The sequence below is a fragment of the Stenotrophomonas sp. S39 genome (assembly GCF_016624665.1).
Taxonomy (GTDB): domain Bacteria; phylum Pseudomonadota; class Gammaproteobacteria; order Xanthomonadales; family Xanthomonadaceae; genus Stenotrophomonas.
This window is the reverse complement of the sequence record NZ_JACVTT010000039.1, coordinates 1-25,587: the sequence shown is the minus strand read 5'-3', so window position 1 is coordinate 25,587 and position 25,587 is coordinate 1. Positions and strand designations below refer to the sequence as shown.

Below are 25,587 nucleotides of genomic sequence, written 5' to 3'. Positions count from 1 at the left end.
GCTTAGTCCGCCTGGCGGCGCAGGAACGCCGGGATGTCCAGGTAATCGTTGGGCAGTTCAGCCGAAGCCGGGGCCGAGGAGGCCGGCGCCGACGGGGTCGAAGCGGCCACGCTGTCGCTGCTGGCACGACGCAGGCCCAGGCCCATGCCGCCGACGGCCTTGGACACGGCGTCGCCACCGTTGTCGAAGTCGCCGAATTCCGGCTGGCCGGTGGTCGCGTTGCGCACCAGCTTGATCGGTGCACGCTCGCCCGGGCGCTGGCTCTTGCTGGCCGAGACGCGGTTCAGGCCGGTAGCCACCACGGTCACGCGCACTTCGTCCTGCATGTCCGGGTCGAGCACGGTACCCACCACCACGGTGGCGTCTTCGGAAGCGAAGCCATCGATGGTGCGGCCGATCTCGTCGAACTCGGCCATGGTGAAGTCGGCGCCGGCGGTGATGTTGACCAGGATGCCGTTGGCACCGGCCAGGTTGACGTCGTCCAGCAGCGGGTTCTGGATGGCGGCTTCGGCGGCGGCCTGGGCGCGGTCATCGCCGCGGGCGGTGCCGGTACCCATCATCGCCAGGCCCATTTCGGACATGACGGTGCGCACGTCGGCGAAGTCGACGTTGATCAGGCCCGGACGCACGATCAGGTCGGCGATGCCCTGCACGGCGCCCTGCAGCACGTCGTTGGCGGCACGGAAGGCCTGGATCATGGTGGCGTTGCGGCCCAGCACGGTGATCAGCTTTTCGTTCGGGATGGTGATCAGCGAGTCGCAGTGCTGGCTCAGTTCCTCGATGCCCTTCAGCGCCACCTGCATGCGGCGACGGCCTTCGAACGGGAACGGCTTGGTGACCACGGCCACGGTCAGGATGCCCATTTCCTTGGCCAGCTGTGCCACCACCGGTGCAGCACCGGTGCCGGTGCCGCCGCCCATGCCGGCGGTGATGAACACCATGTCCGCACCCTGCAGCGCGTCCATGATGCGCTCACGGTCTTCCAGCGCGGCCTGGCGGCCGACTTCCGGGTTCGCGCCTGCGCCCAGGCCCTTGGTCACGTTGGTACCCAGCTGCAGCTGCAGCTTGGCACCGCAATTCTTGATGGCCTGCGAGTCGGTGTTGGCGGTGATGAATTCCACACCATCCACTGCCGAGTTGACCATGTGCGCCACGGCATTGCCGCCGCCGCCGCCCACGCCAACCACCTTGATCACCGCATTGGGTGCCATCTTTTCGATCAGTTCAAAATGCGCCATGTCCGTGTCCTCGTTGTATCCGCTTGTCGGTGGCATGGGCGTTCAGGCCTCCTGCCTTTTCGCGTCATGTTGCCGATGCGGCTGTGTGGGTTGTGTGTTGCGTTGTTGCGTCGTGTTGCCGGTATTGCAACCGGGCGGACCCGGGTGATGCAGGCTCCGCGTCAGAATTCGCCGCGGAACCAGGTCTTGAGTTTCTTGAACATGCTGCCCGCGCGTCCGGTCGGCAGCGACGGCCGGCGCGGATGCTCGTTCTGGCTGCCCATCAGCAGCAGGCCCACGCCGGTGGCATGCACAGGGTTGCCCACCACTTCGCCGAGGCCGGTGACGTGCTGCGGAATGCCCACGCGCACCGGCATCTGCAGCATTTCCTCGGCCAGTTCGACCACGCCTTCCATCTTCGAGGCGCCACCCGTCAGTACCAGGCCGGCGCGCACCAGTTCCTCGAAGCCGGAGCGGCGCAGTTCGGCCTGCACCATCTCGAAGATCTCTTCGTAACGGCCCTGCACTGCCTGCGCCAGCGAATGGCGCGGCATGCGGCGCGGCGGACGGTCGCCCACCGACGGCACCTGGATGCTTTCCTCGGCGGTGGCCAGCTGGGCCAGGGCGCAGGCGTAGCGCACCTTGATCTGCTCGGCTTCCGGGGTCGGCGTGCGCAGCATGTGCGCGATGTCATTGGTCACGTGGTCGCCGGCGATCGGCAGCGACGCGGTGTGGCAGATCGCGCCCTGCACGAACACGGCGATGTCGGTAGTGCCGGCGCCCATGTCCACCAGCACCACGCCCAGTTCCTTTTCGTCGGCGGTCAGCACCGCCACGCTGGAGGCCAGCGAGGACAGCACCAGGTCGTCCACCTGCAGGCCGCAGCGCTGCACGCACTTGCTGATGTTGGCAGCAGCAGACTGCGCGCAGACCACCAGGTGGGCATGAACTTCCAGGCGCACGCCGGTCATGCCGACCGGGTTGCGGATGCCTTCCTGCGAATCATCCAGCACGTACTCGCGCGGGATCGCATGCAGGATCTTCTGGTCAGCCGGGATCGCCACCGCCTTGGCCGCATCCAGCACGCGATCCAGGTCACCCCAGGTCACTTCGCCGTCGCGGATCGGCACGATGCCGGGCGAGTTCTTGCACTGCACGTGGTTGCCGGAAATGGAGGCGTACACCGAGCGGATCTCGCAGCCGGCCATCAGCTCGGCTTCTTCCACCGCACGCTGGATCGACTGCACGGTCGATTCGATGTCCACCACCACGCCGCGCTTGAGGCCGCGCGACTCGTGCGAGCCGATGCCGATCACTTCGATCGGGTTGCCCGGCGAATACTCGCCCACCAGCGCCACCACCTTGGAGGTGCCGATATCCAGGCCGACGATCAGCGATTTGTCACCCTTGCGATTCATGTCCTTTCCTGCGTTCGTCTGGCCGGGGTCGCGGGTGCGCCGGCCGGCGTGGCCGGCGTTCCCCAGCTCAGGGTGAAACCATTGGTGTATCGGAGGTCGGCGCGCTCGATCGGCGCAGCCTGGTTAGCCAGCTGCGGCAGCACGCGCACGAAGCGCTGCAGGCGCGAGCGGGCATCGTCACGGCCGACCACCACTTCGGTGCCATTGCTCAGCAGCAGCGACCAGCTGCCGCGCGCATCCATGGTCAGGCGGCGCACGTCCACACCGGCCGGTGCGAACAGCGCGCGCGCATCGTTGTACAGCTTCACCACTTCTTCGGTCTGGCTGTCCGGGCCATCCAGCTCGGGCAGCTGCAGGTCGGCCAGCTTCTTCGGCGTGGGGAACAGCTTGCCCTGCTCGGAGAGCAGGCGGCCTTCGCCCCAGCGCGCGAACGGCTTGTGCTCGACCAGGGTCACTTCCAGCACGTCCGGCCACTGCTTGCGCACCTGCGCGCTTTCCACCCACGGCAGCTTTTCCAGGGCGTCCTGCGCGTCCTGCAGCTTGACCGCGAAGAAGCCGGCATGTGCGTACGGCAGCAGCACCTGCTGCAGCTGTTCCGGCGGCACCCGCTTGAACTCACCGTGCACGCGCAGCTTCGCCAGCGGCCAGCGCTCGGCGCCGACCCAGCCATTGACCACGGCCACCACCGGCAGTGCAACCACCGACAGGGCCAACAGCCAGACGAAGATGCGCAGCAGCGCGTTCATGCGTGCGATGCCTCCAGGGTCTGTTCCAGCACGCGCCACACCAGTTCCTCGAAACCGATGCCGGCCTGTGCCGCGGCCTTGGGCACCAGCGAATGGCTCGTCATGCCCGGCGCGGTGTTCACTTCCAGCAGGAAGAAACGGCCGCTGGTGCGGTCACGCATCACGTCCACGCGGCCCCAGCCACGGCAGCCGGCGGCGCGGAACGCGGCCAGGGCGATGCGGCGGATTTCTTCTTCGTCAGCGCCGTCCAGGCCCGGGCACAGGTACTGGGTGTCCTCGGCGATGTACTTGGCGTTGTAGTCGTACCACTGGCCCTTGGGCACGATGCGGATCGACGGCAGCGCGACGTCACCAAGGATGGCCACGGTCAGTTCGTCACCCACCACCATCTGTTCCATCAACAGTTGGCCGTCGTAGCGCGCGGCCAGGGCCACCGCTTCGTCCAGGCCTGCCTCGTCGGTCACCCGGCTGATGCCCACGCTGGAACCCTCGTTGGCCGGCTTGACCACCACCGGCAGGCCGAGTTCGGCCGCATTGGCATGCACGTTCTCCGCGGTCACCTTGCGATACTGCGGGGTCGGCAGGCCCAGCGACAGCCACACCTGCTTGGTGCGGATCTTGTCCATGCTCAGCGCCGAACCCAGCACGTCAGAACCGGTGTACGGCACGCCGAAGGCGTCCATCAGGCCCTGCACGATGCCGTCCTCACCACCACCGTTGTGGCCGTGCAGGATGTTGAACACGCGGTCGATGCCGCCGGTGGCCAGCGCCGTGGCCAGCGCCGGGATGCCGTCCACGGCAACCGCATCGACGCCGCGCGACTGCAGCGCTTCCAGTACGTTGCGGCCCGAATCCAGCGACACCTCGCGTTCGCTGGAACTGCCGCCCAGCAGCACCGCGACGCGGCCGAACACGGCCGGGTTGGTGGCGCGCAGCGGCGGGAAGGTCAGTGCGCTCACGCCTGGCCCTCCGCCTTGAAGCCTTCCACGGCGATGTGGCTGGCGACGGCGCCGATGTCGCCCGCGCCCATCATCAGCAGCAGGTCACCGTCCTGCAGCACGTCCGGCAGCACGCTGGCCAGCTCGGCGGCCTTGCCCACCACCACCGGCTCGCTGCGGCCACGCGCACGGATGGCGCGGGCCAGGGCGTGCGAATCGGCACCGGCAATCGGCTCTTCGCCGGCCGGGTAGACCTCGCTCAGCACCAGCGCATCGACGCTGGACAGCACGGCGGCAAACTTGTCGAACTGGTCGCGGGTACGGCTGTAGCGGTGCGGCTGGAACGCCACCACCAGGCGCTTGTCGGTCCAGCCACCGCGCGCGGCGGCAAACACCGCTTCCAGCTCGCTGGGGTGGTGGCCGTAGTCGTCGATGATGCGGACCTTGGCGCCGCTGGCGGTGGTCACTTCGCCCAGGTCGTTGAAGCGGCGGCCGACGCCGGCGAAGCTTTCCAGTGCACGCGCGATCGCGTCCGGGGCCACGCCCAGCTGCCAGCCGACCGCAGCGGCGGCCAGCGCGTTCAGCACGTTGTGCTTGCCCGGCAGGGCCAGCACCACTTCCTGGCTGGTGCCCTGCGGCAGGCGCAGGGTGAAGCGCATGCGCGAGCCTTCCTGCACCACGTTCTCGGCGCGCACGTCGGCCTGCGGGCTCATGCCGTAGCTCATCACGTGGCGCGGGGTCTTGGCCGCCAGTGCGGCCACTTCCGGGTCGTCGATGCACAGCACGGCCAGGCCGTAGAACGGCAGGCGCTGCAGGAACTCGGCGAACGCCGCCTGCACGCGGGCGAAATCGTTGCCGTAGTTTTCCAGGTGGTCGGCATCGATGTTCGTGATGATCGACATCAGCGGGTTCAGGCGCAGGAAGCTGCCGTCGCTTTCGTCGGCCTCGGCCACCAGCCACTGGCCACCACCGAGCTTGGCGTTGGCACCGGCGGCCAGCAGCTGGCCACCGATCACGAACGTCGGGTCCAGGCCACCTTCGCTCAGCACCGCAGCGGTCAGGCTGGTGGTGGTGGTCTTGCCGTGCGTGCCGGCCACGGCGATGCCGCGGCGGAAGCGCATCAGCTCGGCCAGCATCGCCGCACGCGGCATGATCGGAATGCGCTGGCTGCGCGCTTCCATCAGTTCCGGGTTGTCTTCGCGGATGGCGCTGGACACCACCACGCAGTCGGTGCCCAGCACGTTGGCCGCCGAGTGGCCGCGCATGATGCGCGCGCCGAGGCCGGCCAGGCGGCGGGTGGCCGCGTTGTCGGCGTTGTCCGAACCGGACACTTCATAGCCCAGCGTCAGCATCACTTCGGCGATGCCGCTCATGCCGGTACCGCCGATGCCGACGAAATGCACGCGCGGGAACGCGCGCACCAGGTCATTGGTGTCGTGCAGGCGGCGGATCATGCGCGGCCTCGCGCGTGGCAGGCGCAGTGGCGGGCCTTCTTCATACAGCTTCCTCGAGAATGATATCGGCGATGCGCTCGGCGGCATCGACCTTGGCCAGCGCACGCGCGGCTTGCGCCATCTGCATGCGGCGGGCGGGATTTTCGGACAGTTCGCGCAGCAGTGCGGCAATGCCGTCGGCCAGCGTTCCATCCTGCTTCAGCAAAACCGCCGCGCCGCGCTCGACCAGATACTCCGCATTGCGGGTCTGGTGATCGTCAACGGCAGCGGGGAATGGCACCAGCACGCTGCCGACACCGACCGCGCACAGCTCGGCCAGGGTCGACGCACCGGCACGGCACACCACCAGGTCGGCCCAGGCGAACGCCTCGGCCATGTCGGCGATGAACGGGGTGATTTCAGCCTGCACGCCGGCCTTGGCATACGCCTCGACCGCTTCGGCATGCAGCTTCTCGCCGCTCTGGTGGCGCACCTGCACCGGCACGGCACTGCCCAGTGCAGCAATGGCCTGCGGCACGCCGGTGTTGAGTGCGCGCGCGCCTTGGCTGCCGCCCACCACCAGCAGCCGCAGCGGGCCCTGGCGATCGGCGAAGCGCTGTTCCGGCGGCGCGATGGCGGCGATCTCCGCGCGCACCGGGTTGCCCACGAACTCCTCGCCCTTGGCGAAGGTGCCCGGGAAACCGGTCAGCAGGCGGCGCGCGTAGCGGGCCAGGATGCGGTTGGTCATGCCCGGCGCACGGTTCTGTTCGTGCACCAGCAACGGCAGGCCATGCAGGCGCGTGGCCATGCCGCCGGGGCCGGAGGCGAAACCACCGAAGGCGACCACGGCACGCGGCTGGCGCTTGCGGATGATCATGCCGGCCGCGCGCAGGGCGCGCATCAGCCGCCACGGCGCGCCCAGCAGGGCCAGCTTGCCCTTGCCGCGCAGGCCGGTGATGGCCAGCGTGTCGATCGGAATGTCGTGCTGCGGCACCAGGCGGGTTTCCATCGCACCGTCGGCCCCCATCCAGGTGACCGGCACGCCGCGCTGGCGCAGCACGCGGGCCACGGCCAGACCGGGGAAAATGTGGCCACCGGTACCGCCGGCCAGGATCATCACCGGGCGGGCCTGGGTGGTCGCGTTGGAGGCGGTGCTCATGACAGCCTCCCGAAGGTCGGTTCGATGCGCGACTGCAGACGGCTGGTGCCACGTGCGGCGGCCGGTGCAGCGGCAGCCACCGGTTCGGCGCCCATCGGCGCACTGGCGGCGGCCGGCGCGGCCGGCTCCGGCACGGGCGCGGCCACGGCGTCTTCGCCACCACCGATGCGCACGGCCTGGCGGCGCTCGGCGCGCTTCAGTTCATAGGACACGCGCAGCAGCAGGCCCATCGCCACGCAGGTCATCAGCACCGACGAACCGCCCGACGAGATCAGCGGCAGGGTCAGGCCCTTGGTCGGCAGGATGCCCAGGTTCACGCCGATCGAGACGAAGGTCTGCATGCTGATCCACAGGCCGATGCCGAAGGCGATGTAGCCGGAGAAGTGGCGCTTCATTTCCACGCAGCGCATGCCCAGCCAGAAGGTGCGGCCGACCAGCAGCGCGTACAGGGCCACGATCACGCAGGTGCCCAGGAAGCCGAATTCCTCGGCGGTGACCGAGAAGATGAAGTCGGTATGCGCCTCGGGCAGGTAGTACAGCTTCTGCACCGAGTTGCCCAGGCCCACGCCGGTCCACTCGCCACGGCCCACGGCCATCAGCGCGTTGGACAGCTGGTAGCCGTCGCCCTGCTGGTCGGCCCACGGGTCCAGGAAGGAGGTGATGCGGCGCATGCGGTACGGCTCGATGATCGCCAGCGCGCTCATGCCGACCAGGCCGATGATCACCGGCATCGACATGCGCGGCATGTTGACGCCACCCAGCACCAGCATGCCGGCGGTGATCGCCAGCAGCAGGGTGGACGAACCGAAGTCCGGCTGCAGCAGCAGCAGCACCACCAGCGCACCGGCCACGCCCAGCGGCTTGAGCATCGCCGGCCAGGTCGCATTGACCTCGTCGCGGAAGCGCACCAGGTAGCTGGACAGCCAGACGATGTAGAGGACCTTCACCGCTTCGACCGTCTGGAACTTGGAGATGCCCAGGTTGATCCAGCGGCGCGCGCCGTTGACGGTGCTGCCCAGGCCCGGCGTGAACACCGCCAGCAGCAGCACGAAGCAGCCCAGCAGCAGCAGCTGGTTGTACTGCTCGATCGACTTCAGCTCGGTGCGGGCGGCCACGACCGCCAGCACGATGCCCACCGCCAGGAAGATCAGGTGGCGGTTGAGGTAGTAGAACGGGCTGCTCATCAGCGCGATCGAGCTGGACGCCACCATGACCACGCCAATGCCCGTGAGCGCGATGATCGCGCCCAGCAGCCACTTGTCGTAGCTGCCTTCGATGGCTTCGAGGCGTGTTGCCTGGCGGGACAGGTCGTTCATTCTCAGCGCACCTTCAGGGTGGCAAGGCCGATCAGCACGAGCACGACCGAGATGATCCAGAAGCGCACGATCACGCGCGGCTCCGGCCAGCCCTTCAGCTCGAAGTGGTGGTGGATCGGCGCCATGCGGAACACGCGCTTGCCGGTCAGCTTGAACGAGGCCACCTGGATCATCACCGACAGGGTTTCGATGACGAACACGCCGCCCATGATCACCAGCACCAGCTCCTGGCGGGTGATGACCGCGATCGTGCCCAGCACCGCGCCCAGCGCCAGTGCGCCGATGTCGCCCATGAAGACCATGGCCGGATAGGTGTTGAACCACAGGAAGCCGAGGCCCGCGCCGGCGATGGCCGCGCAGATGATGACCAGTTCACCGGCACCAGGAATCTGCGGGATCTGCAGGTAGTTGGCGAACACCACGTTGCCCGAGGCGTACGCGAACACGCCCAGGCCGCAGGCCACCAGCACGGTGGGCATGATCGCCAGACCATCCAGGCCGTCGGTCAGGTTGACCGCGTTGGAGAAGCCGACGATCCAGAAGTAGGCGATGGCCACGAAGCTGATGCCGGCCAGCGGCAGCGCGATCGACTTGAACATCGGGATGTAGAAGGTCAGCGCGGCCGGCACGTCGGCGGTCTGCAGCAGGAAGATGCCCGCGGCCAGGCCGAAGATCGACTGCAGCAGGTACTTCCAGCGCGAGGCCAGGCCGTTCGGGTCGCGGCGCACGATCTTGATCCAGTCGTCGTACCAGCCGATGGCGCCGAAGCACAGCATGACGGCCAGCACCAGCCACACGTAGCGGTTGCGCAGGTCGGCCCACATCAGCACCGACAGGGTGACGGTGAGCAGGATCAGCGAACCGCCCATGGTGGGCGTGCCGGCCTTGACGAAGTGGGTCTGCGGGCCGTCGGTACGGATCGGCTGGCCGCCCTTGAACTGGGCAAGCCGGCGGATCACCGCCGGGCCGAGCCACAGCGACAGGAACAGGGCCGTCAGCGCGGCAAGGATGGCGCGGAACGTCTGGTAGTTGAACAGCCCGAACAGGCTCTCCAACTGCTGCAACCATCGAGCCAGTTCATACAACATGCGGGGAATCCTCTCCTTGCGCCAGCAGCGCTTTGACAATCGTGTCCATGGCGCTGCCACGGGAACCCTTGACCAGGCAGCGCACGCCAGCGTGCAGCTCGTCCTTCAGCGCCTGCGACAGCGCGTCATGGGTGGGGAAATGACGGCCGCCTTCGCCGAAGGCGGTGGCGGCGGCGGCGCTGAGCGGGCCCAGTGCGTACAGGCGCTTGAGACCGGCGGCGCGCGCACGCAGGCCGGCCTGCGCGTGCAGGGCTTCGGCATCCGGGCCCAGCTCGCGCATGTCGCCCAGCACCAGCCAGCCCTCTTCCGGGGCGGCGGCCAGGGCATCGATGGCGGCGGCCAGCGAACCGGGGTTGGCGTTGTAGCTGTCGTCCACCAGCACCGCACCGTTGTGCAGCTGATGGGCGATCTGGCGGCCAGGCACTGGCTGCGCGGCGGCCAGGCCCGAGGCCACCAGGGCCAGGTCGATGCCGGCGGCCAGGGCCAGGCTGGCTGCGGCCAGCGCATTGCTGACGTTGTGCCGGCCCGGCAGGCCGAGCGCCACGCGGGCCTCGCCCATCGGAGTCACCAGGGTGAACTGGCTGCCCTGCGCACCGCCGCGGATGTCGCGCGCGGTGACGTCGGCACTGTGGTCCAGGCCGTAGCGCAGCACTTTGCAGCGCGCCGGGGTGCCGACGAAATGCTGTTCGAACCAGCGGCCGTAGGCATCATCGACATTGATGACGGCCACGCCATCGGCCGGCAGCGCGGCGTAGATCGCGCCCTTGGTCATCGCCACGCCGAGCAGGCTGCCCATGCGTTCCAGATGGGCCGGGGCGATGTTGTTGACCAGCGCATAGCGCGGGCGGGCGATGTCGGTCAGGTAGGCGATGTCGCCCGGCTTGCCGGCACCCATCTCGTAGACGGCGTAGTCGGCATCTTCCGGTGCATCGATCACCGCCAGCGGCAGGCCGATCTCGTTGTTGCGGTTGCCCGGGTTGGCGTAGACCACCTTGTGCGCATGCGCGGCCACCTGCTGCAGGATCGCCAGCAGCAGGCTCTTCACGCTGGTCTTGCCGTTGCTGCCGGTGATCGCGAACACCTCGGTGTCGCGGTCGCGCTGCATGCCGGCGGCAATCTTCGCCAGAGCCAGTTCGCTGTCGGCCACCAGCACCTGCGGCACGTCCAGCGGCAGCAGGCGCTCGACCAGCAGCGCGCTGGCACCACGCGCCTGCGCATCGGCGGCGAAATCATGGCCGTCGAAACGCTCGCCGCGCAGGGCCACGTACAGGGTGCCCGCGCCCAGGCTGCGGGTGTCATTGCTGACCGCATCGATGGCCACGTCGTCGCCGTGGATCTCGCCACCGGCCCAGTGCGCGATCAGCGAAAGCAGGGTGCGCTTCATGCGATGCCCTCCCCTGCCTGCGCTGCGATCACACCGGCTTTCGCGGCCAGCGCGGCAGCCGACACTTCGGTGTCGTCGAAGTCGTGGCGCACGCCGTTGACTTCCTGGTAGGGCTCGTGGCCCTTGCCGGCGATCAGGATGATGTCGCCCGCGCCAGCACGCTTCACCGCCAGGCCGATCGCACGCGCGCGGCTGCGCTGCACGGTCACGGCCGAGGCATCGGTGAAGCCCGCGAGGATGTCGGCGACGATCACATCGCCATCCTCGCCACGCGGGTTGTCGTCGGTAACGATGACCTGGTTGGCCAGGCGCTCGGCGATGGCGGCCATCTGCGGGCGCTTGCCGGTATCGCGCTCGCCACCGCAGCCGAACACGCAGTACAGCGTGCCCTGCAGGTGGCCGTGCAGGCTGTCCAGTGCCTGTTCCAGCGCGTCGGGGGTGTGGGCGTAGTCGACCACCACGGTCGGCAGGCCATCTTCGCCGCCCAGGCGGTTCATGCGGCCACGGATCGGCTGCAGTGCCGACAGCACTTCGGCGATGCGCTCGACCGGTTCGCCCAGTGCATGCAGGCTGCCGGCCACCGCCAGCAGGTTATCCACGTTGAAGCGGCCCAGCAGCGGCGACTGCACGGCAGCGCGCGCGCCATCGATGACCAGCTCGAAGCCGATGCCGCGACCGTCCAGCTGCAGGTTCTCCGCACGCACGCGGGCATCGGCCGCACCGCGCGAGCTCAGGCCGATGGCCTGCACGCTGGCCGGCAGGCCGGCAAACAGCTGGCGACCGAAGGCATCGTCCAGGTTCACCACCGCCGCCTTCAGGCCCGGTCGGTGGAACAGGCGCGCCTTGGCCGCGCCGTAGCTGGCCATGTCACCGTGGTAGTCCAGGTGGTCGCGGGTGAGGTTGGTGAACACCGCCACGTCGTAGTGCACGGCATCCACGCGGCCCTGGTCCAGCGCGTGCGAGCTGACTTCCATCGCCACCGCGCGCGCACCGTCGTTGCGCAGCTGCGCCAGCAGCGCATGCATCTGCAGCACCAGCGGGGTGGTGAAGCCGGTCGGCTCGATCGAACCATAAAGTCCGGCACCCAACGTGCCGATACTGCCACTGGGCGTTCCGAGCAGGTGCCAGGCCTGGGCCAGCAGCTGCACGGTGGAGGTTTTGCCGTTGGTGCCGGTCACGCCCACCATCGTCATCGCGCGCGAGGGCGCGCCATGGAACTGGTCGGCCATCGCGCCGAGGCGCACGCGCAGGCCCGGCACGGCGATGGCATCGGCCGGCGCCGGCAGCTCGGCCGGGGCCGGCGGCTCGAACAGGATGGCGCTGGCACCGGCCGCACGCGCCTGTTCGACAAAGCCCAGGCCATGCGCGCCGAAACCGGCGATGGCGACGAAGGCATTGCCGGGGCGCACGGCACGGCTGTCCAGCACCAGGCCGGTCAGGACGGGATCGTTGCCCGCCAGGGCAACGTCCGGAAGCAACTGCGAAAGCAACATCGAAGGACTCATTGCGTGCCTCCCGCGGGCGGGGCCGGCACATGGTTCTGCGCGCTGGGCAGCGCGGCGTCGAATTCGGCGGCGGCATCGGCCGGCAGCGCGGCCTCGGCCGGCGGCGCCGGCAGGATGGAGGCCGAATGACCCATCTTTCCCGACTGCTGGGCGGCCAGCCACGACTGGAGGTCGTCCAGCGGGACGTCCATCAGGCGCAGGGTGCCCTCCATCACGTTGTGGTACACCGGCGCCGAGACAAGGCCGCCGTAGAACTTGCCGCCCTGCGGGTCGTTGATGACGATGACCGTGGCGAAGCGCGGGTTGGTGGCCGGCACCACGCCGGCGAACAGCGAGTTGTAGTGGCCACGCTCGTAGCCCCCCGGGCCGGCCTTGCGCGCGGTGCCGGTCTTGCCGGCCACGTGGTAGCCGAGCACGGCCGCCTGCTTGGCACCGCCCTGGGTCACCACCGTTTCCATCATGGCCACGACTTCCTTGGCCACGTTCTCGTCGATGATCTGCTTGCCTTCGTTGCGCTGGCCCTTCACGAAGGTCGGGGCGATCAGCTTGCCGCCGTTGGCCAGCGCCGAGTAGGCGGTAGCGATCTGCAGCGGCGTCACGTTCAGGCCATAGCCGTAGGACATGGTGGTCTTGGTGGCGCCATCCCAGTTGCCCGGGCGGCGCACCACGCCACCGGATTCACCGGGAAAACCGCTGTGCGGCACCGAGCCGTAACCGAAGCGGCGCACGCCGTCATAGAAGGTCTGGTCGGTCATCTTCGCCGCGATCTTGGCCGCGCCGATGTTCGAGCTGCGGGTGATCACGCCGGTCACGTTGAGCACGCCGTTGTTGCGCGGCACGTCACGGATGGTGAAGCGGGCCACCTGCATGTAGCCCGGGTTCGTGTCGATGATGGTGTCCTTGGTCACCGCACCGGACTGCAGCGCGGTGGCGATGGTCAGCGGCTTCATCGTCGAACCCGGCTCGACCAGGTCGGTCACGGCGCGGTTGCGGCGCGTATCGGGCACGGCACCGTTCAGCGAATTCGGGTTGTAGGTCGGCAGGTTGACCATGGCCAGGATTTCGCCCGTGGCCACGTCCATGATCACCATCGAGCCACCGGCAGCCTTGTTGGCCACCAGCGCACTGCGCAGTTCCTTGAAGGCCAGGTACTGGATGCGGCGGTCGATGCTGAGGGTCAGGTCCTTGCCCGGCTCGGCGGCGCGCAGCAGGTCGCTCTCCACCGTCTCGCCCTTGCGGTTGCGGATCACCCGCTTGGCGCCGGCCTTGCCGCGCAGCCATTCGTCAAAGGCCAGTTCCAGCCCTTCCTGGCCGCGGTCATCGATGTTGGTGAAGCCCAGAACGTGCGCCATCGCCTCACCCTGCGGGTAGAAGCGGCGGAACTCGCGCTGCGCGGCCACGCCCGGAATCTTCAGCGCGACCACCTTCTCTGCCTCGTCCGGATTGATCCGGCGGCGCAGGTACATGAATTCCTTGTCCGACTTCTGCGACAGGCGGCTGCTCAGCTCGTCCACCGACATGCCCACGGCCTGGGCCAGTTCGGGGATGCGGTCCGGCGCGCGCAGCAGGTCCTGCGGGTTCACCCAGATCGAAGCGACCGGGGTGGACACCGCCAGCGGCTCGCCGTTGCGGTCGGTGATCATGCCGCGCGAGGTCTTGATCGGCAGTTCGCGCAGGTAGCGCGCCTCGCCCTGGCGCTGGTAGAAATCGCTGTTGATGATCTGCACGTACGCCGCGCGACCGACCAGCGACACCGAGCACAGGCCGAGCGCCAGCGCGACCCAGCGCAGGCGCTGGCGCAGGTTGAAGGCGTTGCGCGGGCGGTTGCGGCCGGTCTTGCTCATGGGCGCACCACCACCACGTCGGCGGCTTCGGGGAACTTCATGCCCAGCTTCTCGCGGGCCACCCGGTCGACGCGGTTGGCTTCAGCCAGGGTGGCCTGTTCCAGCTGCAGGCGGCCGAATTCCAGGTTGATGTCATCACGCGTGCGCTCGGCACGCGACAGCTCGATGAACGTCTGCCGATGACGGTGACGCACGAACACGACGCCGATCGCCGAGGCCACGGTGCAGGCCAACAGGATGATCAGCAGCAGCCGGCTCATGCATCGGCCTCCCGCTTCTGTGCCACGCGCAGCACGGCGCTGCGGGCACGCGGGTTGGCGGCCAGTTCTTCATCGGTGGCCTTGATGGCACCGCCGATCAGGTCCAGGGTCGGCACGAACGCCACGGCCTCGGGCAGGCGGCGGTTGGCCGGCGGCGCCTTGGCCAGGCGGTTCATGTACTGCTTGACGATGCGGTCTTCCAGCGAGTGGAAGCTGATCACCGCCAGGCGGCCACCGGGCTTGAGCCGCACCACGGCCGCATCGAGACCGGCTTCCAGATCGGCCAGCTCGCGGTTGATGTGGATGCGGATGGCCTGGAAGCTGCGCGTGGCCGGGTGGATCTTGTCCTTGCCACGCGGCATCACCGAAGCGATCAGCTCGGCCAGTTCGGCGGTGCGGGTGAACGGCTGCTTCTCGCGGCGGGCGACGATGGCACGGGCGATGCGGCGGCTCTGCCGCTCTTCGCCGTAGGTCCACAGCACATCGGCAATCTCGCGGTCTTCGACGCGGTTGATCCACTGCGCCGCGCTTTCGCCGCTGTCCGGGTCCATGCGCATGTCCAGCGGGCCGTCCTTGCCGAAGCTGAAACCCCGCTCGGCCACGTCCAGCTGCGGCGAGGACACGCCGAGGTCGAACAGCACGCCATCCAGGCCCTCGGCCGTCGCATCCCACTGCAGCAGCTGGGCGAAGCTGCCGCGGAAAATGGACACGCGCGGGTCCGGCGCGAAATCGCGCTCGGCTACGGCGATGGCTTCCGGATCCTTGTCCATGACCAGCAGGCGCCCCTCCGGGCCCAACTGGGTGAGCACGCCACGTGCATGACCGCCACGACCGAACGTGCCATCCAGATAACGTCCGTTTTCGATCACCCTCAGGCCGTCAATGACCTGGGTGTACAGGACCGGCAGGTGCACCGCCGGCGACTGCGACACCGGAAGGTGACCGGTCTGCGCTTCTGGGCGCATCCGGGCACCCCGGCTCACAACTTCAGGTCGAGCAACCCATCACCCAGATCCTCGTCAGACAATGTCTGCTGGATCAGGGCCCGATGCGCCTGCTCGCTCCACAATTCGAACTTGTCGCCCATACCGAGCAATACCGCCTTTTTTTCAATGCCCACCGCACCGCGGTGGCTGGCGGGAATGCTGATACGACCGTTGCCGTCCAGCTCGAGATGGGCGGCCGAACCGACCAGCTTCTGCTGCAACAGGCGTACGACACGCTGGGTGTTGGGCTTGGACATCACGTCGTCGCGGACCCGTTCCCATTCCGACTCGGCATACAGCCACAGGCAGCCGGCTTCGAACGGGTTGTAGGTAAGAACAAGACGGTTGTTGCTGGCACGCGCGACGAGGTCGCGGTAGGCGGTGGGAACCGCCATGCGTCCTTTATCGTCAACTGTGATGGCCGTCTCGCCCTGGAACACGACGCGTGCACCTTTCCTTCGCCCGGTGAAACATTGAACCACGAAAACCCACAAAACACCCGGATTTCCCTCTGATGCCCACCTTAGCAGCGGCCCTAGGGTTGTCAACAACTTTTCAGCGGGGAAATCGCCAGCCACATCAATGGCTTGCAGCAATGTTTAGAGAATTGTTCAAGGCTTATCCACAAGTTGCTGATCCGTCTCAATTTTTGAGATTGAACAGAAGTTCAGGGGTGTGGAGAGCGCGTGAAACATGGGCTGCGCATTCATCAAAAACGGGTTGAAAGCGGCGTCGCTCTGCGCAAACCGGGCACAATGACGCCATGTGCCTGCTTGCTCTTGGCTGGTTGCATCACCCGCGCTGGCGACTGGTGATGACCGGCAACCGCGATGAGTTCCACGCCCGCCCGACGGCGGCCCTGGCCCCCTGGCAGGGCGAGCCGTCCATCATCGGCGGGCGCGACCTGCGTTCGGGCGGCGGCTGGGCCGGTGCAGGCAGTGCCGGCCGCATGGCCGTGGTCACCAACGTGCGTGACCCGCTGGCCGCCCAGGCCGGTCCTTCCCGCGGTGCGCTGGTGGCCGATTTCCTGCGCGGCCGCGAACCGGCCGCCGTGCACATGGACCGCCTGGCCGGCATCGCCGCGGCGTATGCCCCGTTCAACCTGCTGTTGGCCGATAGCGACAGCCTCGAGTACCTGGGCAACCATCCTGCCGAGCGCCAGACGCTGGGACCGGGCGTACACGGCATGTCCAACGGCGCCCTGGACGCGCCCTGGCCGAAGACCCGCCGGCTGATGGCCGCACTCTCGACCTGGCTGGACGACGACGGGGCCGCCGACGGGGTCGGATCCCTTTCGCAAAGCGAAAGGGCTCTGACCCCAGACCTGACCCCGCTATGGAATGCCCTCGCCGACGAGCACCGCCCCGCCGACAGCGAGCTGCCCGACACCGGCATCGGCCTGGAGCGCGAGCGCTGGCTGAGCCCGGCCTTCATCCGTGGCGACGACTACGGCACGCGCGCCAGCACGGTGCTGCTGATCGATGCCGCGGGCCATGGGCAGATGCACGAACGCCGCTTCGGCGCGCAGGGCGTGTTCCTGGGCGAAAGCCGCGTCGACTTCTGAATTGATCGCGCGTACCCGGTAGATCCACGCCATGCGTGGATGGAATTGCCGATTCGAGAAATGGAGGCGGAGCCGGCCGATAAGCCGGGTTCTGTCGTGGACAGTCATTCCTCTAGGCGTTACGTCACCGCAACGCTCAAGCAACCTACCCGGATCCAACGCGGGCCGCGCCAATGGATCCCTATTTGGTCTTGCTCCAGGTGGGGTTTGCCGTGCCGGTCTGTTGCCAGACTCGCGGTGCGCTCTTACCGCACCATTTCACCCTTACCGGCCTTCCGAAGAAGACGTAGGCGGTATCTTTCTGTTGCACTTTCCGTCGGCTTGCGCCGCCCAGGCGTTACCTGGCACCTTGCCCTATGGAGCCCGGACTTTCCTCGGCACCCCCGAAGGGATGACGCGACTGTCTGGCCGGCTCCGCCAACGCGCATTCTAGCGCACACACGCCTTTTCTGCCGTGCTGATCGCGGCGCCTGGTTCATCCATCCACGCATGGCGTGGATCTACTGGCGGATGCATCAGTAGAGCCACGCCATGCGTGGCTGCGGCCATCCATCAGCTTCCGTACAACGCCTTGCGCGGGGCACCGGTCAGTTCGGCCGCCAGCTTGGCGGCGGTCGACGGCGGCAGGTGCTCGCTCAGCTTGGCGTAGACGTGGCGGCCGTGCGCCAGCTGCGCCTCGGCATCGTCGCCAGCGCCCTGCACCATCACCACGAATTCGCCCTTGCGCTGGTTCTCGTCGGCTTCGACCCTGGCCAGCAGGCCGGCCAGATCGCCGTCCAGCACGGTCTCGAACAGCTTGGTCAGCTCGCGCGCCAGCACCGCCGGGCGCTCGGCGCCGAAGATCGCCGACATGTCCGCCAGCGATTCGACGATGCGGTGTGACGATTCGTAGAACACCATCGTGCGCACCTCGCCGGCCAGCGCCTGCAGGCGGTCGCGGCGGCCACTGGCCTTGGCGGGCAGGAAGCCCTCGAAGCTGAAGCGATCGCTGGGCAGGCCGGCCACGCTGAGCGCGGCGATGGCCGCACAGGCACCGGGAATGGGGCTGACCTTGATGCCAGCCGCACGCGCGGCGCGCACCAGGCGGAACCCCGGGTCGCTGACCAGCGGCGTGCCGGCATCGCTGACCAGGGCCAGCGACTCGCCGGCCTGCAGGCGCGCCACCAGGCGCTGCGACAGCGCCTCTTCGTTGTGTTCGTGCAGGGCCACCAGCGGCTGCTGGATGCCGAAATGGGACAGCAGCTGGCCGCTGCGGCGGGTGTCTTCGGCACAGATGGCCGCTACCGAGCGCAGCACCTCCTGCGCGCGCGGGCTCATATCGGCCAGGTTGCCGATCGGCGTGGCGACGACATACAGGGTTGGCACACTCATTTCAGCGGTACTCACGGGGCAAGGGTAGAATCCTAGCGTGTACCTGGCCACGGCCGCTGCCCTCATCGCATGGACCCGATCATGAACAAGCCCGCCGCACGCATCTCCGCCCTGTCGTTGTCGCTGATGCTTCTGGCCGGTTGTGCCACCACCAGCCTTACCAGCGCCCCCGAATCGCCGGCCCAGAGCCAGGCGCTGGCGCTGATCGAACAAGGCAAGCCGCGCGACGCTGCCCTGCAGCTGGAAGCGCAGGCCGCCACCCTGCGCGGCGGTGCCCGCAGCAACACCCTGGCCGATGCGGCCTGGGCCTGGCACCTGGCCGGTGACAGCGCCCGCGCGCGCAGCCTGCTGGGCCAGCTGACCGCGCGCCAGCTGTCCGGCGCCAGCCTGCAGCGCTTCCAGCTGGCCAGCGCCGAGCTGGCCCTGGCCGACCAGCAGCCTGCACAGGTGCTGGTCCTGCTGAAGGACCCGGGCGACAACGTGCACCCCAGCCTGCGCACGCGCTGGCACCTGGCCCGCGCCGCCGCGCTGCAGGCCAGTGGTGACGGCTTCGCCGCTGCTGGTGAGCGCGCCCGCGCCCACGCCGGCCTTGCGGGCACCGCCCGCAGCGAGAACCAGACCGCCATCGCCGGCCTGCTCGGCACGCTGGACGACGCCAACCTGCGCAGCCGTGCCGCCGCGCTGCCGGCCAACGACCCGCTGTACAACTTCGCTGGCCGCGCGCTGATCGCCCGTGGCCTGCCGCTGCCGCGCCCGTTCGACCGCGAGGGCGCGGCCCAGTTCGATACCAGCAAGCGCCCGCCGGCCATGAGCGACGGCTACCGCCCGCCGGCGAAGATGGCCGTGCTGCTGCCGCTGAGCGGCCGACTGGCCACCGCCGCACAGCCGGTGCGCGATGGCCTGCTGACCGCCTATTACGGTGAAAGCCGCCGCCGCCCGGACATCAACTTCTTCGATACCGCCGGTACGCCTGCCGGCGCGCTGGCGGCCTATGACAAGGCCGTGGCCTCCGGCGCCGACTTCGTGGTCGGCCCGCTGGGCCGCGACGAGGTGGATGCGGTGTATGGCCGCCAGCCGCTGCAGGTGCCGGTGCTGGCGCTGAACCGTGGCAAGGATGCGCCGCCGGCTGGCAGCGCGGGCTTCTCGCTGGCACCGGAAGACGATGGCATCGTGGCCGCCGAGTACCTGCGTGGCCGCGAGCGCAACCGCGCCCTGGTCATCAGCAGCAACGACGACACCGGCCGCCGCGCCGCTGCCGCCTTCGCCCAGCGTTTCGCCCAGCGCGGTGGCCAGGTGGCCGCCACGGTGGCCGTGGCTGAAGCCGTGGGCGATGTCAGTGCGCAGGTGCGCAATGCCGGCCAGATCGATGCGGTGTTCCTGGCGGTGCGTGCGCCGCAGGCACGGCTGCTGGCGCCGCAGCTGGCCCTGGCCGGTGCCGGTGGTACCACCCGCGTCGGCACCAGCCAGCTGACCACCGGCAGCGGCAAGGCCGAGGAAGACGTGGCGCTGGACGGCATCATCTACCCGAACGAAGCCTGGAACGTGCGCAGCGTGTCCGGCGTGCCGTCGGCCGCACAGGTGGGCCAGACCCTGCCCAGCGCGCGCGGTGCCGCCGGTCGCCTGTTTGCCTTCGGTGCCGATGCGTGGAAGATCAGCGCCTACCTGGAAAAGCTGTCGAACGAAGGCGGCCTGGATGGCGCCACCGGTACGCTGTACCTGGACAGCAACGGCAACATCCTGCGCCAGCCGGCGTGGTCCACCTTCAGCGGTGGCCGCCCGATGCCGATCGTCGGTGGTCGCTGAGCACCTGCAACGGGGCTCGGCGGTGGAAGCCGCCGCCGAGCAGCACCTGCAACAGGCCGGGTTGCAGCCGCGCGCACGCAACGTGCGCTACCGCGGTGGCGAACTGGACCTGGTGATGGACGACGCGGGCACCGTGGTGTTCGTGGAGGTGCGCTACCGCGCACGTTCGGATTTCGGTGGCGGCGCCGCCTCGGTGGATGCGCGCAAATGCCGGCGCCTGGCCCACGCCGCGCTGCTGTACCTGCAGGATCACCCTGCCTTGGCCGACGCGCCCTGCCGTTTCGATGTGGTGGACGCCAGTGGCGATCCGCCGCAGCTGCACTGGCTGCGTGATGCGTTCCGTTTGGATGATTGCTGATGCCGTCGATCATCACCCATGCCGCCGTGCCGCTGGCGCTGTGGTGCGCCGCTGACCGCGGCCGCATTCCGCCGCGGCTGCTGGCCGCTGGCGTGATCGCCGCCATGCTGCCCGATGCCGACGTGCTGGCCTTCGCCCTGCACATTCCCTATGCCGATGCGTTCGGCCACCGCGGCGCCAGCCATTCGCTGCTGTTTGCCTGCGTGCTGGCCGCGTTTGCTGCGTCGCTGGCGTTCTTTGGTAGTCGCCGACCTTGGTCGGCGGTTCTGTGCCAACCAAGGTTGGCATCTACCACGGCGCGATCAACCGCGGCATCGACCGCGCAGGCCGCGGCCTTCGTCTTCGTCTGCGCGGCCAGCCATCCGCTGTTGGATGCGATGACCTCGGGCGGCCTGGGCGTTGCCCTGGCCTGGCCGTGGAGCGAGCACCGCTTCTTCGCACCGTGGCGACCGATCCGCGTATCACCGTTTGCCCCGCAGTTCTTCAGCGCGCGTGGCCTGGCCACGTTGCTGTCCGAACTGCGCTGGGTGTGGCTGCCGCTGGCCACCGCCGTGGTCGCCTGGAAACTGATCCACCCTGCCCCTGCCGTTCCCCGGGAACCCTCATGAGTACTGCCCTGCCCGCCCCCCTCGTTGCCGAACTGTCCGCCCTGCTGGGCGCGGAGGGCTGGCGCGTGGATGACACCGCGCTGGAGGCCAACGCGCAGGACAATTCCTGGCGCCGGCAGCGCCCGGAAGCCGTGGCCCTGCCGGCCGATATCGGGCAGGTGCAGGCCCTGGTGCGTGCGTGCCGCGCGCATGGCGTGGCCCTGGTGGCGCGCGGCGCGGGCACCGGCACCACCGGCGCGGCGGTGCCGCAGCCGGGCAGCATCGTGCTCTCGTTCACCCGCATGGACCGCATCGTTGACATCCGTGCCGGTGACCGCTGCGCCGTGGTGCAGCCCGGCGTCCTGAACGGCACGCTGCAGCAGGCGCTGGCGCCGCACGGCCTGTTCTGGGCACCGGACCCCTCCAGTGCGGATATCTGCAGCATTGGCGGCAACCTGGCATGCAACGCCGGCGGTCCGCGCGCGGTGAAGTACGGCACCAGCCGCGACAACGTGCTGGGGCTGGTGGCGGTCACCGGCGCCGGCGAAGTGATCCGCTGCGGCGGCGCCTACACCAAGGATGCCACCGGCTACGACCTGACCCATCTGCTGGTGGGCAGCGAAGGCACGCTGGCACTCATCGTGGAGGCCACCCTGAAGCTGACGCCGCTGCCGGTCAGCCAGGCCGGCCTGCGCGTGCTGTACCGCGACGCCGACGCCGCCGCTGCCGCCGTATCGCGGCTGATGTCGCAGCCGGTCGTGCCCACCCGCCTGGAATTCATGGATGCACGCAGCCTGGAGCTGCTGCGGTTGAATGGCGCCGACGTTCCCGAGGCCGGCGCGATGCTGCTGGTCGAAGCCGATGGCGACCACGACACCCTGCCCTACCTGCTGCAGGCACTGGCCAGCGCCGCCGAAGGCGAGGGCATGATCGAACTGGACGTGGCGATGGAAGGCCGCGCCCGCGACCAGCTGTGGGCCGCCCGCAAGGCGCTGTCGCCCGCGCTGCGCAGTGTTGCCCCGGGCAAGATCAACGAAGACGTGGTGGTGCCGGTATCGCGCATTCCCGATCTGGTGGCCGGCGTGCAGGCACTGGCGCGCGACTACATGCTCACCATCGTCACCTTCGGCCATGCCGGCAACGGCAACCTGCACGTCAACATCCTCTACCACCCTGAGGATGCCGAGGAGAACGCACGCGCGCAGGCCGCGCTGCCGAAGATCTTTGAGCTGACGCTGGCACTGGGCGGCACGTTGTCCGGCGAACATGGCATTGGCATCGCCAAGCGCGATTTCATGGCCCAGGCGTTCACCGCGGAGACGCTGGCGGCGATGCGCGCGATCAAGGCGGCGCTGGACCCGGATGGGATTCTCAACCCGGGCAAGGTGCTGCCGGCGGCGTAGCCCGCACGCAACCCTGTAGTGCCGAGCCCATGCTCGGCTGACGCTTTCACGCAAGCCGCCGAGCGTGGGCTCGGCGCTACAGAAGATGTCGCAATCGGCATGCGTTGACGTTCTTCGCCGCGACGCTGCAATGATTCGTATTTTTTCTACTTTGCAACTTTCCTCATTGGGCGCCAGGCGCTTGCGGCCAATCATGGGCGCGCCACCGACAACGGGTGGCACGGGACTCCAATTCCGTTCTGTAATCATGTTGTTTACGCTTGTCTGCCGGCGTCGCGCATTCCGTGTGCGTGGCGTCGGCAGGCATTCTGTCCGCGCATCTATGGCGGGCGGTGCGTGGAGGGTCTCGGCCCGCCGGCGTTTCGCATGATTACAACCGGTATTGGAGCCACGCATCGTCCGCCACCCTCGCATTCCCGCGCAGGTGGCATCCCGGTTTCATGCACAAGGACGCCAAGATGACCGCAACCAAATATCCCTGCCTGTTCGCCACGCTGGGCGAAGCCGCCAAGCAGTTGCCCGATGAGCTGGCACGCGCACTGGAACGCACGCTTGCCGCCGCACCGGCGGCGAATGACTCTGAGTACACGCCTGGCAGCATCACCGTGCTGGACTGCCTGCAGCGCATCCGCCAGGGCGAAGCCGCCGATGGCCAGCCGTGGCCGAGCGATGGCCATACCCCGGGCCAGTGCATGGCGCTGGCGGGCATCGATCGTGCCAATGCCGGGCAGACCTTCCTGCTGGAACTGCTGCACGCCATCGAACGCACCCGCGTGGATGGCGATGAAAACCCACAGATGGGCGATGCCGCGCGCGAGGGGATTCTGTTTGCCTGCCGCGCGTTGGCCGAGTACGTGGGTGTGCAGGTACGCGCGGCGTAGCGGGCGCCATCCCGCACCTGCACCGCTACGCGGTAGCGCCGGGCCATGCCCGGCGTGTTCCTGTATCAGGCGAAGTGCTGGTATCCGCCGCTGGCGGGTTCACCATCGACCTGCACGCCCTGCCCTTCGGTGATGCGGCCGACGCGGGTCAGCGGCACATCCAGCGATTCGGACAGGTACAGCAGCGCATCGCGCTGGTCGGCTGCAGCGGTGAAGCACAGTTCGTAATCGTCGCCGCCACGCAGCGCGCACTCACGCGCACCGTCGCGGCCCAGCAGGCCACGCAGTTCGGGCGAGATCGGCAGCACGTCGGCATCGATCTGGGCGGCGACGCCACTGCGCGCCGCGATATGGCCCAGATCGGCCAGCAGGCCATCGGAGATATCGACTGCGGCATGCGCGAAGGCACGCAGGCGCAGGCCGAGGGTGACCCGCGGGGTGGGACGCAGCAGGCGCAGGCGCAGGGTTTCGTAGTCACCCAGCAGGGTGGCGGTGGCCACGTCCAGCGCGCCCTGCTGCCAGAGCTTCAGTGCACCGGCGGCATCACCGATCGTGCCGCTCACCCAGACATCGTCACCCACCTGGGCGCGGTCGCGGCGCAGCGCCTGGCCGCGGCCAACCTGGCCCATCGCTGTCACCGTCAGCGACAGCGGGCCGCGCGTGGTGTCGCCCCCCACGAGGGCCATGTCGTGCTGGTCGGCCAGGGCGAAGAAACCCTCGGCGAAGGCGTCGATCCACTCTTCGCTGGTGTCCGGCAGGGACAGTGCCAGCGTGCACCACGCCGGGCGTGCGCCCATCGCGGCCAGATCGGACAGGTTGACCGCCAGGGTCTTCCAGCCGATGTCGTAGGCAGGGGTTTCCGCCGGGAAATGCACGCCGCTGTTGAGCGTATCGGCGGTGACGACCAGGTGTTCGTTGGCACGCGGCTGCAGCAGCGCGGCATCATCGCCGATGCCGAGCAGGATGTCGTCGCGCTCGCTGGTGCGCGCGCGGATACGGTCGATGAGGGCGAATTCGGCCAGGGACATGGGGCGCTCCGGCGGGTTGCATGGATGGGCGGCGGGCGCGAATGCGGGCAGATCGTGCCGATCGGATGGAACCGCCGGGGTAGAGTCGACTGTCAGTCGACTGCTCTCCCGTCCGACACTACGACTGCTGATCGAAAGGCAGTCGACTGACAGTCGACTCTACCGAAGCAGATTCCCGCGCCGTTCAACGAACGATGCGGGACGCAGGGGGTCAGTGACCCGATTCGACCTTGCGCCATTCCACGGCGGCACGATCCAGCACGCCGTTGACGTAGGTGTGGCCATGCTCGGAACCAAAGCGCTTGGCCGATTCGATGGCTTCGTTGATGACCACGCGGTACGGCACGTCCAGGCGGAAGCGCAGCTCGTAGCCGGCCAGGCGCAGCACGGCGCGTTCGATGGCGTCCACTTCTTCAATGCCACGGTCCAGGTACGGGCCGAGGGCTTCGTCGATGTCGCGGCGGTTGTCCAGCACGCCATGCACCAGCGCTTCGAAATAGGCCAGATCGGCGATTTCGCGGGCCTGTTCGTGGGCGAACTGGGCGATCAGCGACTGCGCGTTGCCGCCGGAGATCTGCCAGGCGTACAGCGCCTGCACGGCACGACGGCGGGCACGCGAACGCAGCACCGGGTCGATGCCATCACGGCGGACGGGTTTACCGGAGGGCTTGCCCTGGGTGTTCTTGTTCATGGCAGTTGCTCCAGCAGGTTGACCATTTCCAATGCAGCGATTGCGACTTCTTCACCCTTGTTGCCATGGCTGCCACCGGCGCGGGCCTCGGCATCCTCGGCACGTTCCACCGCCAGCACGCCGTTCAGCACCGGCACGCCGAAATCCAGCTGCACGCGCATCAGGCCTTCGGCGCAGCGGTCGGCCACGTGTTCGTAGTGGCGGGTATCGCCACGGATGACGCAGCCCAGGGTGAGGATGGCGGCGTGTTCATGGGCGGCGGCCAGGCGCGCGGCGACCAGCGGCAGTTCCCAGGCACCCGGCACGCGGATCACGTCGATGTTGGCTTCGGCAATGCCGTTGCCGGCCAGGCTCTGGCGGGCGCCAGCAACCAGGGTATCGGTGATGCGGGCGTTCCAGCGGCTGGCCAGGATGGCAAAGCGCGCCGACTCGGGGGTGCGAAGATCGCCTTCGTAGTGGCTCATATGCGGCTTGGGGGTTCGATTAGGGGGTGATTCTACCGCATGGTGTGCCGACCAACGGTCGGCACCTACCAGGGGGGCGGGGAGGATGTGCCGACCAACGGTCGGCACGCACCGTGGGTGGCCCCCCGTGGGGGGGCCCCCCA

At 68.5% G+C, this 25,587-nt stretch carries 24 protein-coding genes and 1 other RNA gene; 6 read left to right on the top strand and 19 right to left on the bottom strand.

Going from position 1 to position 25,587, the window contains the following annotated elements; all coding sequences use genetic code 11:
• Nucleotides 1–2 precede the first annotated feature (2 nt).
• From ftsZ to mraZ, 14 genes are all read right to left on the bottom strand, one after another.
• Nucleotides 3–1,238, bottom strand: a complete 1,236-nt coding sequence (gene ftsZ, locus IAE41_RS11785) for a cell division protein FtsZ (RefSeq protein ID WP_079220635.1) — start codon at nucleotides 1,236–1,238, stop codon at nucleotides 3–5.
• A 161-nt stretch (nucleotides 1,239–1,399) separates the two neighbouring features.
• On the bottom strand, nucleotides 1,400–2,635 hold the full coding sequence (ftsA, locus tag IAE41_RS11780; RefSeq protein WP_079220634.1) for a cell division protein FtsA: 1,236 nt from the start codon (nucleotides 2,633–2,635) through the stop codon (nucleotides 1,400–1,402).
• Entirely contained in the window at nucleotides 2,632–3,381 is a 750-nt protein-coding gene (locus tag IAE41_RS11775; protein WP_200733247.1) for a cell division protein FtsQ/DivIB, read from the bottom strand. The genes ftsA and IAE41_RS11775 overlap by 4 nt, the downstream gene beginning before the upstream one ends.
• Nucleotides 3,378–4,340, bottom strand: a complete 963-nt coding sequence (locus IAE41_RS11770) for a D-alanine--D-alanine ligase (RefSeq protein ID WP_200733246.1) — start codon at nucleotides 4,338–4,340, stop codon at nucleotides 3,378–3,380. The genes IAE41_RS11775 and IAE41_RS11770 overlap by 4 nt, the downstream gene beginning before the upstream one ends.
• Complete coding sequence (gene murC, locus IAE41_RS11765; RefSeq protein WP_200733245.1) at nucleotides 4,337–5,773, bottom strand: UDP-N-acetylmuramate--L-alanine ligase; 1,437 nt, start codon at nucleotides 5,771–5,773, stop codon at nucleotides 4,337–4,339. The genes IAE41_RS11770 and murC overlap by 4 nt, the downstream gene beginning before the upstream one ends.
• Before the next feature lie 40 nt (nucleotides 5,774–5,813).
• Nucleotides 5,814–6,911, bottom strand: a complete 1,098-nt coding sequence (murG, locus tag IAE41_RS11760; protein ID WP_200733244.1) for an undecaprenyldiphospho-muramoylpentapeptide beta-N-acetylglucosaminyltransferase — start codon at nucleotides 6,909–6,911, stop codon at nucleotides 5,814–5,816.
• Nucleotides 6,908–8,227, bottom strand: a complete 1,320-nt coding sequence (gene ftsW, locus IAE41_RS11755; RefSeq protein WP_079220629.1) for a putative lipid II flippase FtsW — start codon at nucleotides 8,225–8,227, stop codon at nucleotides 6,908–6,910. The genes murG and ftsW overlap by 4 nt, the downstream gene beginning before the upstream one ends.
• A 2-nt stretch (nucleotides 8,228–8,229) precedes the next feature.
• Nucleotides 8,230–9,315, bottom strand: coding sequence for a phospho-N-acetylmuramoyl-pentapeptide-transferase (gene mraY / locus IAE41_RS11750; protein WP_079220628.1), 1,086 nt, complete (start codon nucleotides 9,313–9,315; stop codon nucleotides 8,230–8,232).
• Nucleotides 9,305–10,699 carry a UDP-N-acetylmuramoyl-tripeptide--D-alanyl-D-alanine ligase gene (murF, locus tag IAE41_RS11745; RefSeq protein ID WP_200733243.1) on the bottom strand — a complete coding sequence of 465 codons (1,395 nt, stop codon included), beginning with the start codon at nucleotides 10,697–10,699 and terminating at the stop codon, nucleotides 9,305–9,307. Before murF ends, mraY begins: the two co-directional genes overlap by 11 nt.
• Nucleotides 10,696–12,204, bottom strand: a complete 1,509-nt coding sequence (locus IAE41_RS11740; RefSeq protein ID WP_200733242.1) for a UDP-N-acetylmuramoyl-L-alanyl-D-glutamate--2,6-diaminopimelate ligase — start codon at nucleotides 12,202–12,204, stop codon at nucleotides 10,696–10,698. Before IAE41_RS11740 ends, murF begins: the two co-directional genes overlap by 4 nt.
• Nucleotides 12,201–14,048, bottom strand: a complete 1,848-nt coding sequence (locus IAE41_RS11735; protein ID WP_200733241.1) for a penicillin-binding protein 2 — start codon at nucleotides 14,046–14,048, stop codon at nucleotides 12,201–12,203. Before IAE41_RS11735 ends, IAE41_RS11740 begins: the two co-directional genes overlap by 4 nt.
• Complete coding sequence (gene ftsL, locus IAE41_RS11730; protein ID WP_079220624.1) at nucleotides 14,045–14,308, bottom strand: cell division protein FtsL; 264 nt, start codon at nucleotides 14,306–14,308, stop codon at nucleotides 14,045–14,047. The genes IAE41_RS11735 and ftsL overlap by 4 nt, the downstream gene beginning before the upstream one ends.
• A complete protein-coding gene (rsmH, locus tag IAE41_RS11725) occupies nucleotides 14,305–15,273 on the bottom strand; it encodes a 16S rRNA (cytosine(1402)-N(4))-methyltransferase RsmH (RefSeq protein ID WP_200733240.1) in 969 nt (322 codons plus the stop codon). Before rsmH ends, ftsL begins: the two co-directional genes overlap by 4 nt.
• Nucleotides 15,274–15,287: 14 nt before the next feature.
• Nucleotides 15,288–15,734 (bottom strand): division/cell wall cluster transcriptional repressor MraZ, encoded by a 447-nt coding sequence (gene mraZ / locus IAE41_RS11720; RefSeq protein WP_004143635.1) that lies wholly within the window; start codon nucleotides 15,732–15,734, stop codon nucleotides 15,288–15,290.
• A 323-nt stretch (nucleotides 15,735–16,057) separates the two neighbouring features.
• Here mraZ and IAE41_RS11715 point away from each other — a divergent pair, with 323 nt between their 5' ends.
• Nucleotides 16,058–16,858, top strand: a complete 801-nt coding sequence (locus IAE41_RS11715; RefSeq protein WP_200733239.1) for an NRDE family protein — start codon at nucleotides 16,058–16,060, stop codon at nucleotides 16,856–16,858.
• Nucleotides 16,859–16,922: 64 nt separating this feature from the next.
• Here the strand turns inward: IAE41_RS11715 and rnpB are convergent.
• An RNA gene (rnpB, locus tag IAE41_RS11710) (RNase P RNA component class A) lies at nucleotides 16,923–17,274 on the bottom strand.
• Between the two features lie 136 nt (nucleotides 17,275–17,410).
• A complete protein-coding gene (rsmI, locus tag IAE41_RS11705) occupies nucleotides 17,411–18,229 on the bottom strand; it encodes a 16S rRNA (cytidine(1402)-2'-O)-methyltransferase (protein WP_200733238.1) in 819 nt (272 codons plus the stop codon).
• 81 nt (nucleotides 18,230–18,310) lie between these two features.
• Between rsmI and IAE41_RS11700 the strand changes: the two genes are divergently transcribed.
• From IAE41_RS11700 to IAE41_RS11680, 5 genes are all read left to right on the top strand, one after another.
• Nucleotides 18,311–20,032, top strand: a complete 1,722-nt coding sequence (locus IAE41_RS11700) for a penicillin-binding protein activator (RefSeq protein ID WP_200733237.1) — start codon at nucleotides 18,311–18,313, stop codon at nucleotides 20,030–20,032.
• On the top strand, nucleotides 20,022–20,390 hold the full coding sequence (locus tag IAE41_RS11695; protein WP_200733236.1) for a YraN family protein: 369 nt from the start codon (nucleotides 20,022–20,024) through the stop codon (nucleotides 20,388–20,390). Before IAE41_RS11700 ends, IAE41_RS11695 begins: the two co-directional genes overlap by 11 nt.
• A complete protein-coding gene (locus tag IAE41_RS11690) occupies nucleotides 20,390–20,998 on the top strand; it encodes a metal-dependent hydrolase (RefSeq protein WP_200733235.1) in 609 nt (202 codons plus the stop codon). Before IAE41_RS11695 ends, IAE41_RS11690 begins: the two co-directional genes overlap by 1 nt.
• On the top strand, nucleotides 20,995–22,380 hold the full coding sequence (locus IAE41_RS11685; RefSeq protein ID WP_200733234.1) for an FAD-linked oxidase C-terminal domain-containing protein: 1,386 nt from the start codon (nucleotides 20,995–20,997) through the stop codon (nucleotides 22,378–22,380). The genes IAE41_RS11690 and IAE41_RS11685 overlap by 4 nt, the downstream gene beginning before the upstream one ends.
• Before the next feature lie 458 nt (nucleotides 22,381–22,838).
• The gene (locus IAE41_RS11680; RefSeq protein WP_200733233.1) at nucleotides 22,839–23,261 is read left to right on the top strand and encodes a hypothetical protein; all 423 of its coding nucleotides are present in this window, start codon (nucleotides 22,839–22,841) and stop codon (nucleotides 23,259–23,261) included.
• Between the two features lie 65 nt (nucleotides 23,262–23,326).
• On the opposite strand, the gene thiL is transcribed toward IAE41_RS11680, so the two are convergent.
• The 3 genes from thiL to ribH form a co-directional block, all read right to left on the bottom strand.
• Complete coding sequence (gene thiL, locus IAE41_RS11675; RefSeq protein WP_200733258.1) at nucleotides 23,327–24,283, bottom strand: thiamine-phosphate kinase; 957 nt, start codon at nucleotides 24,281–24,283, stop codon at nucleotides 23,327–23,329.
• Nucleotides 24,284–24,500: 217 nt separating this feature from the next.
• Nucleotides 24,501–24,980 carry a transcription antitermination factor NusB gene (nusB, locus tag IAE41_RS11670; RefSeq protein ID WP_079220616.1) on the bottom strand — a complete coding sequence of 160 codons (480 nt, stop codon included), beginning with the start codon at nucleotides 24,978–24,980 and terminating at the stop codon, nucleotides 24,501–24,503.
• Complete coding sequence (gene ribH / locus IAE41_RS11665) at nucleotides 24,977–25,444, bottom strand: 6,7-dimethyl-8-ribityllumazine synthase (protein ID WP_079220615.1); 468 nt, start codon at nucleotides 25,442–25,444, stop codon at nucleotides 24,977–24,979. The genes nusB and ribH overlap by 4 nt, the downstream gene beginning before the upstream one ends.
• Between the last annotated feature and the right edge of the window lie 143 nt (nucleotides 25,445–25,587).

What these genes read in the sequence shown, in the direction of transcription:
- ftsZ (WP_079220635.1), bottom strand. Translation starts at nt 1,238, where the DNA reads ATGGCGCATTTTGAACTGATCGAAAAGATGGCACCCAATGCGGTGATC.
- ftsA (WP_079220634.1), bottom strand. Translation starts at nt 2,635, where the DNA reads ATGAATCGCAAGGGTGACAAATCGCTGATCGTCGGCCTGGATATCGGC.
- IAE41_RS11775 (WP_200733247.1), bottom strand. Translation starts at nt 3,381, where the DNA reads ATGAACGCGCTGCTGCGCATCTTCGTCTGGCTGTTGGCCCTGTCGGTG.
- murC (WP_200733245.1), bottom strand. Translation starts at nt 5,773, where the DNA reads ATGATCCGCCGCCTGCACGACACCAATGACCTGGTGCGCGCGTTCCCG.
- murG (WP_200733244.1), bottom strand. Translation starts at nt 6,911, where the DNA reads ATGAGCACCGCCTCCAACGCGACCACCCAGGCCCGCCCGGTGATGATC.
- ftsW (WP_079220629.1), bottom strand. Translation starts at nt 8,227, where the DNA reads ATGAACGACCTGTCCCGCCAGGCAACACGCCTCGAAGCCATCGAAGGC.
- mraY (WP_079220628.1), bottom strand. Translation starts at nt 9,315, where the DNA reads ATGTTGTATGAACTGGCTCGATGGTTGCAGCAGTTGGAGAGCCTGTTC.
- murF (WP_200733243.1), bottom strand. Translation starts at nt 10,699, where the DNA reads ATGAAGCGCACCCTGCTTTCGCTGATCGCGCACTGGGCCGGTGGCGAG.
- IAE41_RS11740 (WP_200733242.1), bottom strand. Translation starts at nt 12,204, where the DNA reads ATGAGTCCTTCGATGTTGCTTTCGCAGTTGCTTCCGGACGTTGCCCTG.
- IAE41_RS11735 (WP_200733241.1), bottom strand. Translation starts at nt 14,048, where the DNA reads ATGAGCAAGACCGGCCGCAACCGCCCGCGCAACGCCTTCAACCTGCGC.
- ftsL (WP_079220624.1), bottom strand. Translation starts at nt 14,308, where the DNA reads ATGAGCCGGCTGCTGCTGATCATCCTGTTGGCCTGCACCGTGGCCTCG.
- rsmH (WP_200733240.1), bottom strand. Translation starts at nt 15,273, where the DNA reads ATGCGCCCAGAAGCGCAGACCGGTCACCTTCCGGTGTCGCAGTCGCCG.
- IAE41_RS11715 (WP_200733239.1), top strand. Translation starts at nt 16,058, where the DNA reads ATGTGCCTGCTTGCTCTTGGCTGGTTGCATCACCCGCGCTGGCGACTG.
- rsmI (WP_200733238.1), bottom strand. Translation starts at nt 18,229, where the DNA reads ATGAGTGTGCCAACCCTGTATGTCGTCGCCACGCCGATCGGCAACCTG.
- IAE41_RS11700 (WP_200733237.1), top strand. Translation starts at nt 18,311, where the DNA reads ATGAACAAGCCCGCCGCACGCATCTCCGCCCTGTCGTTGTCGCTGATG.
- IAE41_RS11690 (WP_200733235.1), top strand. Translation starts at nt 20,390, where the DNA reads ATGCCGTCGATCATCACCCATGCCGCCGTGCCGCTGGCGCTGTGGTGC.
- IAE41_RS11685 (WP_200733234.1), top strand. Translation starts at nt 20,995, where the DNA reads ATGAGTACTGCCCTGCCCGCCCCCCTCGTTGCCGAACTGTCCGCCCTG.
- IAE41_RS11680 (WP_200733233.1), top strand. Translation starts at nt 22,839, where the DNA reads ATGACCGCAACCAAATATCCCTGCCTGTTCGCCACGCTGGGCGAAGCC.
- nusB (WP_079220616.1), bottom strand. Translation starts at nt 24,980, where the DNA reads ATGAACAAGAACACCCAGGGCAAGCCCTCCGGTAAACCCGTCCGCCGT.
- ribH (WP_079220615.1), bottom strand. Translation starts at nt 25,444, where the DNA reads ATGAGCCACTACGAAGGCGATCTTCGCACCCCCGAGTCGGCGCGCTTT.